This window comes from Phenylobacterium sp., from assembly GCF_036501465.1.
Classification (GTDB): Bacteria; Pseudomonadota; Alphaproteobacteria; order Caulobacterales; family Caulobacteraceae; genus Phenylobacterium.
Map to the genome: position 1 here is coordinate 1 of NZ_DASYAF010000130.1, position 5,776 is coordinate 5,776.

Sequence of the window (5,776 nt, forward strand, 5' to 3'; positions counted from 1 at the left end):
GGCGTTTCGGGCGGATAGCCCGCTCAAAAACACAGTCTAGCGCGTGACCGACCAGCCCGACGAACCTTCGCCGACCTCCAGCCCCCCGCCGCCGCCCGCGCCAGGGCCGCCGGTGTTCGGCCGCGGGCGGCAGGCGGCTTCACCGCCGCGGCGGGTCAAGCGACGTCGCCGGCTGCGCACCTGGGCCGTGGTCCTGACTGTCATTCTGGTGGTGATCCTGACCGCCGGGTTGGGCGCGGCCTGGGAGGTCGGCCAGCTGCTGCAAGGCGTGCCGGACATTCCGGAGAATTCGAGCCTGGTGGTGGTCAATCAGGCGCCGGGCATGACCTTCGAAGACGCGACCGGCAAGGTGATCGCCACGCGCGGCCCTCGCCATGGCCATCCGGTCCATCTTGGCGAGCTGCCGGCTTACGTGCCCCGCGCTTTCCTGGCGGCGGAGGATCGGCGCTTCTACAAGCACGGGCCGGTCGATCTGCAGGGAATTTCACGCGCGCTCTGGGCCAATTGGCGCGCCCACCGCACCGTCCAGGGCGGCTCGACCCTGACCCAGCAACTGGCCAAGACCCTCTACCTGAAACCGGCCCAGACCTTCACCCGCAAGTTCCAGGAAGCGGTGATCGCCTATCGGATCGAGCAGCAGATGAGCAAGGATCAGGTGCTGGAGCTGTACCTGAACCGCATCTTCTTCGGCGATAACGCCTATGGGATCGACGCCGCCGCCCAGATCTATTTCGGCAAACCCGCCGCCCAGCTCGACCTGCAGGAGGCCGCGCTCCTGGCCGCCCTGCCCAAGGCGCCGACGCGGCTCGCCCTGACCAATGACATGCCCGCGGCCCTGCGCCGCTCGCGCCTGGTGCTGGAAAACATGCGCATCGAGGGCTGGATCAGCCCCCGCGACGAAGAGGCCGCCCTCGCCGCCCCGCCCAAGCTGGCGCCCGAGGCGCCGGGCGAAGGCGACTATGGCTATGTGCTGGACATGGCCGCGGCCCAGGCGGTGCAGATTTCCGGCGGTCAGGCGCCCGACCTGGTGGTGCGGCTGACCATCGACCCCAGCCTGCAGGCGACCGCCCAGTCGGTGGTGCGCGACGCCATCGCTCAGAACGGCCGCCGCGCGGGGGTCAGCCAGGGCGCCCTGGTCCTACTCGCGCCCGACGGCGCCATCCGCGCTTTGGTCGGTGGGACCAGCCACCGCGATTCCGCCTTCAACCGCGCGACCCAGGCCCAGCGCCAGCCCGGTTCGGCCTTCAAGCCCTTCATCTACGCCGCCGCCCTGGAGCAGGGGGTGAAGCCGACCGATATCCGCATGGACGCGCCGATCCGCATCGGCCTCTGGTCGCCCAGCAACTATGGCGGCGGCTATCGCGGCCCGGTGACCGTGGCCGACGCCCTGGCTCATTCGATCAACACGGTGGCCGTGCGCCTGGCGGACGAGGTCGGGCGCGACAAACTGGGCGAGATTTCCCATCGCTTCGGCCTGGCCAGCATCCCAGCCAACCCCGATCTTTCGATCGCGCTGGGCGCCTACGAGGTGAACCTTTTGGAGTTGACCGCCGGCTACCAGGTGTTCCAAACGGGCGGCGATCGCACCCAGACCTATCTGATCCAGACGATCACCACCACACGAGGCGACATCTTGTTCGAGCACGCCCCATCGGCAGGGGTCGGCGTCTATGACGCGTTTCACGCCGACCAGATGGTGAAAATGATGGAAGGCGTCGTGCTTGAGGGCACAGGCACGCGTGCGGCTTTCGGCCGGCCGGCGGCAGGCAAGACCGGCACCAGCCAGAACTGGCGCGATGCCTGGTTCGTCGGCTTCACCCCCGACTGGATCTGTGGCGTCTGGGTGGGCAACGACGACGACACGCCCATGAACCACATCACCGGCGGCGCCATTCCGGCCGAGATCTGGCGGCGAATGATGATCGTGGCCCACGCCAATCTGGAGCCGCACGATTTCGCCTGGATGGCCGCCGCCGAGGCTGGCGCGCAGACCGGCGCCGATGTCGACCAGACCGAGGCCGCCGCCTCCGACGCGCCGCCAGAGCCCGGCGCCGATCCGCGCGCGGAGTTCTACGATTCCCTGTCCCACGACTTCGACCGGGCCGCGGAGGACGCCGGCGCTCAGCCGCCGCCCGATGCCGAACAGTCGCCCGACCCGGATGCGCCGCCGCCCGCGCCGTCCCGGGACCCATCAGCGGACCCCAGGCCCTGAACGCCAGGGCGCCCCTGATCGCGCTGAAGGACGTGCGCCTGGCCGACGGGCCGCGCATGCTGTTCGACGGCGTCGACCTCGGCCTGGAACCGGGCGTGCGCGCCTGCCTGGTCGGCCGCAATGGGGCGGGCAAGTCGACCCTGATGCGCATCCTGGCCGGCCAGATCGAGCCGGACGGCGGCGACCGGTTCCTCCGTCCCGCGACGCGCGTGGTGCTGCTGGCGCAGGAGCCGGAGATCACGGGCGCCAGCCTCCTGGCCTATGCGACGGCGGGCGGGGCACAGACGCACGAGGCCGAGGCGGCGCTGCAGACCTTCGACCTGGAGCCCGGCCGATCGACCGAAGGCCTTTCCGGCGGCGAATCCCGGCGCGCCGCCCTGGCTCGGGCGCTCGCCGAGCAGCCCGACGTACTGCTGCTGGACGAGCCGACCAACCACCTCGACATCTTCGCCATCGAAACCCTGGAGGCCGAGCTTCGCGCCAGCCGCGCCGCCCTGCTGATCGTCAGCCACGACCGCGCCTTTCTGGAGCGCACCACGGGGCGCTGCTTCTGGCTGGAGGACCGGCGGATCTGGCGGCTGGACAAGGGGTTCAGCGCCTTCCAGCCCTGGGCCGACAAGATCGCCGCCGATCAGGCCGAGACCCTGCGCCGGCTGAACAAGGCGATCGAGCGGGAGACCTATTGGTTCTATCGCTCCATCACCGCTCAGCGCACCCGCAACGAAGGCCGCGCCCGCGAGCTGGCCGCCATGCGCCAGCAGCGCGCAGCTTTGCTGCGCGACCAGGCCCGTCCCTTGACCATGGGTGTCGAGGCCGGCGCGGCCTCGGGCCAGCGGGTGATCGAGGCGCGGGGGATATCCAAGGCCTTCGGCGAGCGCACCCTGGTCAAGGGTTTCTCCACCCGCATTCAGCGCCGTGACCGCATCGCCGTGGTTGGCCCCAATGGGGCGGGCAAGACCACGCTGGTCAAGCTGCTGCTGGGCGAACTGGAGCCGGACGCGGGATCAGTGAAACTCGGCTCGAACCTGCAGATCGCCTATGTCGACCAGGCCCGCGCCGACCTGAAGGCCGACATCACCCTTTGGGACGCCCTGGCGCCTGCCGGCGGCGATCAGGTGATGGTCCAGGGCCGACCCCGCCACATCGCCGCCTATGCCCGCGATTTCCTGTTCCAGGACAGCCAGCTACGCCAGCCGGTCTCGACCCTCTCCGGCGGCGAGCGCAACCGCCTGCTGCTGGCCCGCGCCCTGGCGACGCCCGCCAACCTGCTGGTGCTGGACGAGCCGACCAACGACCTCGACATGGACACGCTGGACCTCCTGGAGGACCTGCTGGCCGACTATGACGGCACCTTGATCCTGGTCAGCCACGACCGCGACTTCATCGATCGCCTGGCCACCTCGACCATCGCCTTGGATGGCGCGGGCCGCGTGGTCGAGACGCCGGGCGGCTGGAGCGATTTCGTCCGCCAGAACCCGAGCTTTTTCGCACGCGGCCCGGCAGCGGAGCCGCTGGCCAAGCCGGCCCCAGCGGCCGCGCCGCTCCCACCCAAACGCGCCGCCAAACTGTCCTACAAGGACCAGCGGCGGCTGGAGGAACTAGAGGCGTTGACGGCGAAACTGCCTGAGGACATCCGGACCCAGGAACACCGCCTGGAAGATCCCGACCTCTACGCCCGCGACCCGGCCGGCTTCGACCGGCTGATGAAATCCCTGGACGCCCTTCGCGCGCAACTGGCGGGGGCCGAGGAGGAATGGCTGGGACTCGAAGAAAAGCGCGAAGCGCTGGCGACGGGCCAGTAAACGCCGCGCTGGCTACAAGACCGCTCGAACATAGGACCAGAAGGTAATGGCGCCGATGACGCTGGCGCTGACCGCGCTGATCAGCACGGCGCCGGCCGCTCACCCTGCCAACAGCCGCACCACGCCTTTGAGCCCCGACGACTGATCGGCCACGGCATGAAATCGGCGGTCGGCCGTGACCACATAGGTGTTCTCGCGGATGGCGAGCGCCAGATAAAGACAGTCGTAGACCGGATGACCCAAGTCATTGGCCAGATCGGCGGCGGCTGACAGATCATCCGCGATGGCGGTTGCCGCCACTGGCGCGTTGTAAAGTTCCAGCAGCCGCTCCGTAGCCTCCATGGCGCTGATCTCGCGGCGCTGCGCGCGCTTCCACAGGGCGTTGGCCGCCTCCAGCAGCCAAAGGGCAGGCGCGATCAGCTCCTCATCGAGCAGAGCGTCGGCGGCCTCTTTTCCGGGCTCGTCCAACACCCATTTGAGCGCGACGGACGCATCGATGACAATGCTCACCGGCTGTCGCGATCTTCGCGAATGAGGTCCGCGGATTCGCCGCTGATCCGGCCGGCCGTCTGGTTTCGGAGCTGTCCGGCGCGGGCGCGGAAACTCTCCCGCCCAGCCCTCAACGCCTGCTCAAGAATGGCGCGATGCTCGGCCTCCGCGCTACGGCCATGTAGAGCGGCCCGCTGTTTCAGGGCCTCTACCACGTCGCGCGGCACATCTCTGACCAGAAGCTGAGGCATGAAGATATGCTATCACATGATAGCAGTGACGCAAGGCGGTAGCATTTCGATAGAGACCTGATCGACCGCCGCCCAAACGGCCTTGCGTTCAACCCGAAAAAGCTTACCGTACAAAATGCCGGCATCCATCCGGCGAATTGCGCAGAATAACAACATGGCCGCCGTCGCCAAAATTCAGGAACTGCTGGGCGGCGAGGACGTCACCGGGCCCCTGCGGACCGAGCTCGACGTTGTTCGTCTGGTGCGCCGGGGGGTGCCGACCGAGGCCGTGGACTATTTCCTCAAAGCCTCGCAGCTAAGTTTCAATTCGATTGAACGCCACGTACTGGCGCGGCGGACGTTCAAGCGGCGGCAGGACGTCGCCCAGCCGCTGGACCCGATGGAATCCGATCGGCTGATGCGGCTCGTGCGGCTGGTGGCGGCGGCGGACGAGACCTTTGGCGACGCGCAAAAAGCCATGACCTGGCTCGGTCGGGAGAACCGCGCTCTAGACGGCCTGACGCCCCTATCCCTGGCGGACACAGACCTGGGCGCGCGCAGCGTCGAGACCCTGCTGGGGCGGATCGGGCACGGCCTCGCGGCGTGATCGTTCACCGGCTCGCCAAGGGCGCCTTCGCCGCGTTGGATGGCGAAGGCGCGCGCCTCTACGGCGGGCGCTGGAATTCGGCGGGCCGGTCGATGATCTATGCGGCGGCCAGCCCGAGCCTCGCGGTTCTGGAAGTGCTGGTCCATCTCGATCTTCCCGCTGAACTCATGCCGGACGACTACCGGCTGCTGGCGATCGATATTCCCGAGACGGCGAGCATCGAGCGACTGGACCAGACGCCGGCTGACCCTGGGGCCTGCCTCGCGATCGGCGACGACTTCCTGGCTCGCGGCGCCGCCCTCGCTCTGCTGGTCCCCAGCGTAATCGTGCCGCAGGAGCGGAACGCCTTGATCAATGTGCGCCATCCCGACATGCCGCGGGTGCGCCCGGTCGGTGACGAAGCTTTTCGGCTCGATCCTCGGCTGCTGAGTCCCGC

At 68.6% G+C, this 5,776-nt stretch carries 6 protein-coding genes; 4 read left to right on the forward strand and 2 right to left on the reverse strand.

Annotated elements, in window-relative coordinates; translation table 11 throughout:
- Nucleotides 1–43 precede the first annotated feature (43 nt).
- Nucleotides 44–2,212, forward strand: a complete 2,169-nt coding sequence (locus VGL85_RS13690) for a PBP1A family penicillin-binding protein (RefSeq protein ID WP_331589505.1) — start codon at nucleotides 44–46, stop codon at nucleotides 2,210–2,212.
- A gap of 56 nt (nucleotides 2,213–2,268) precedes the next feature.
- Complete coding sequence (locus tag VGL85_RS13695) at nucleotides 2,269–4,014, forward strand: ABC-F family ATP-binding cassette domain-containing protein (RefSeq protein ID WP_331589510.1); 1,746 nt, start codon at nucleotides 2,269–2,271, stop codon at nucleotides 4,012–4,014.
- Nucleotides 4,015–4,113: 99 nt separating this feature from the next.
- On the opposite strand, the gene VGL85_RS13700 is transcribed toward VGL85_RS13695, so the two are convergent.
- Together VGL85_RS13700 and VGL85_RS13705 are read right to left on the reverse strand one after the other, a co-directional pair.
- On the reverse strand, nucleotides 4,114–4,524 hold the full coding sequence (locus VGL85_RS13700) for a type II toxin-antitoxin system VapC family toxin (protein WP_331589506.1): 411 nt from the start codon (nucleotides 4,522–4,524) through the stop codon (nucleotides 4,114–4,116).
- Nucleotides 4,521–4,754 carry a FitA-like ribbon-helix-helix domain-containing protein gene (locus VGL85_RS13705; RefSeq protein WP_331589507.1) on the reverse strand — a complete coding sequence of 78 codons (234 nt, stop codon included), beginning with the start codon at nucleotides 4,752–4,754 and terminating at the stop codon, nucleotides 4,521–4,523. The genes VGL85_RS13700 and VGL85_RS13705 overlap by 4 nt, the downstream gene beginning before the upstream one ends.
- A 154-nt stretch (nucleotides 4,755–4,908) precedes the next feature.
- Here VGL85_RS13705 and parS point away from each other — a divergent pair, with 154 nt between their 5' ends.
- Together parS and VGL85_RS13715 are read left to right on the forward strand one after the other, a co-directional pair.
- A complete protein-coding gene (parS, locus tag VGL85_RS13710) occupies nucleotides 4,909–5,340 on the forward strand; it encodes a type II toxin-antitoxin system Xre/ParS family antitoxin (RefSeq protein ID WP_331589508.1) in 432 nt (143 codons plus the stop codon).
- The coding region (locus tag VGL85_RS13715; RefSeq protein ID WP_331589509.1) for an RES family NAD+ phosphorylase at nucleotides 5,337–5,776 on the forward strand (440 nt) is incomplete at its 3' end. The genes parS and VGL85_RS13715, both read left to right, overlap by 4 nt.